Here is a 2,710-nt window from a genome sequence, read left to right on the forward strand (position 1 = left end):
AACGGCTTTTCTATAAGGGTTTGAAAATTTCTGACCCCATTTCAACTGTAACCACGTGAGCGCTCGTTGCTATAATTATTAATTGTTAATGGTTAATTGTTAATGGTTAATTTGTTTTTAGATTCCAGCGCCGGCCCGAAATCGGGTTGAATTTTGAGGGCTTCGTCATAGGATTCGATGGCTTCGGCATTCCGGCCCATTTTTTCCAAAACTAAACCCCGGTTCACCCACACGAAGGGGTCACCCGGTTGGATGTCCCGCGCCTTGTTCAGGGCCGCCAGGGCCGCTTCCTGACGTCCCCGGTTGGAGAGGACGATCGCCCGCCCGACGAGGGATTGATAGTCGTCGGGGTCGGCACTCAAGGCGCGATCGAAGGATTCCAGAGCCGCGTCGGCCCGCTCTTCGGCTTCGGCCGTCTTCCCCTCGGCCTGGAGAACCTGACTCCACTGACTCAACGCCAACCCCTTGTCCCGCATCGCCGGGACGAACTGGGGGCGCAACTCGATCGCCCGGTCATAGGCCGCGATCGCCCCTTCAAAGTCCCGCTTTCCCCCGGCCAAGATCGACCCCCGATTGTGCCAAGCCAAATGGGAGTCGGGCCGAATTTCCAGGACGCGATCAGAGGCAGCCAGGGCCTCGTCGATGCGCCGGAGGGGCGGAAACAGGACGTTGCTCTTTTTGAGGAGGGCTTGGAAGTCGTCCGGGTCGATCGCCAGGGCCTTTTCGTAGGACTCCAGGGCTTGTTCGGGGCGGCCCAACTTGCTCAACACGGCCCCCCGTTCCACCCAGGCGGCGACTTTCTCCGGTTGGTTGTCCAACACGTCATCGTAGGTCGCCAGGGCCTCTTCGTACACCTGTCGGGCTTCCTGTCGTTTCCCCTGATATTCCAGGGCGACCGCTTTACTCTGCCAGACGCTCGGGACCTGGGGTCTGATACTCTTGGCGCGATCGAAGGCGACTTCGGCCTCTTCGTACTGTCGCAAGCCGATCAGGGCGATCCCCTTGCCGTACCAAGCCTGGGCGTTGTCGGGGTCGATGGCGATCGCCTGTTCGTGGGCCGCCAAAGCCTCCCGGGAAGCGCCCGTCTGATATAAGAGGCTTCCCTTCTTGTTGAGAAGATCCGGGTTGTCGGGTCGGTATTCCAGGGCTTTATTGTAAGCCGTCAGGGCGCGATCGCTGCGCCCGAGTTCGGCGAGGGCATCCCCCTGTCCGACCCAAGCCCCGGCCGAATTGGGATTCAGATCCAGGGCGCGATCGAACATTTCCCGCGCCGCTTCGGGGCGGTCATCCTCCAGGAGTCGGTTGCCCCGGCCGACGTAATAGGGAGGGCGGACGACGGGAAAAATCAACTCGAACAGGACTGCCAAAATCGCCAGCCCGCCGATCCCCGCCGCCACCCATTGGGGTTTGCCGAGCATCTTACCCCCGATTCCCTTGCCGGGACGCACCGCCGTGGGGGGCTGTCGATCCCCGGCCGGGGGAGGCGGGGGCATCGGGGGAGGCGGGGTCGTCAGGGAGATATCGCCCGCGACCCGGGTCGGCGCGTCGGAGGTAGCCATCCGGGTGGGGTCGTTGGCGACCTGTCGGAGGCGATCGAGGTCAGCCAGGACTGCAGAAGCCGACGGGTAGCGATCGGGCAGATGGGAGGCGACCATCCGATCCAAAATCGCCACGAGCCCCTCACTGACGCGGGCGCGGTTTTTCCAGATCAGTTCTCCCGTCGCCGGGTCCCGGTCTAACTGGTGGGGGTGAATCCCCGTCAGGGCTCGGATCGCTGTCATGCCCACGGCGTAGATGTCGCTGCTGAAGTGGGGTTTGCCCTGCAATTGTTCCGGCGGCGAATAGCCGTAGGTGCTGATGGCGACGGTGAGGTTCGAGTCGTTGCTGTCCGAGGACTGTCGGATCTGTTTAACGGCCCCGAAGTCGATCAACATTAACTTTTGATCTTCGGTTCGCCGCATGATATTGGAGGGTTTGATATCTCGATGGATCACCTGTTGTTGGTGGACGTAATCCAGAATGGAGAGAATATCTTGTAAAAAGTCCATCGCCTGGACTTCCTGCCAGTGGATTCCCGGGGGCAATTCTTCCGTCAGCGGGTTTCCTCTCACCAATTCCTGAACCAGATAGAATTCCTTGTCTTCTTCAAAGTAGGCGTACAGGGTGGGAATTTGGGGGTGCTGAGTGCCGAGGGTGTGAAGAACTTGGGCTTCGCTATTGAAAAGACGTCGAGCCGTTTGCAGGGTTTTGGGGTCGGTATTTTGGGGTTGCAGTTGTTTGACGATACAGAGGGGATTTCCCGGCAACTGGGAGTCCTCGGCCAAATAGGTCTGGCCGAACGCGCCGCCCCCGATTTTTTCTTTTAATTTGTAGCGTCCACCAATAATTTTTTTCTGCATTTGGTTCGGCCTCGGCAAAATTGGACTCAAGGCACATTTTCGAGAGTGCGACGGCGTGCCAGCCTACCGCCCGCGACGGGGCGAGGGCGTTTCCCCCGGCTTCGGATTCGGATGGGAGAGATCGGAGCTCGAGGTCGGCTGACGTTGGCGGATGCAACTCGAACCCGATTTTTACCCTTTTCTTCTCTCGGCGATCGCCGAGAGAACGTGCATATTGAGCTCGGGGTCAATCAGTAGGGGTCGAGAGAGAAGTCACCTTCTCCCCCTCCCATTCAAAACCGTGCATGAGATTTTCACCTCACACGGCTCCT

General features: G+C 59.4%; 1 protein-coding gene. It reads right to left on the bottom strand.

Annotated elements, in window-relative coordinates; all coding sequences use genetic code 11:
• Positions 1-92 precede the first annotated feature (92 nt).
• Positions 93-2,399, bottom strand: coding sequence for a tetratricopeptide repeat protein (locus AC0QHF_RS09795; RefSeq protein WP_324704021.1), 2,307 nt, complete (start codon positions 2,397-2,399; stop codon positions 93-95).
• Positions 2,400-2,710 lie beyond the last annotated feature (311 nt).

Source organism: Lyngbya sp. CCY1209, assembly GCF_055795065.1.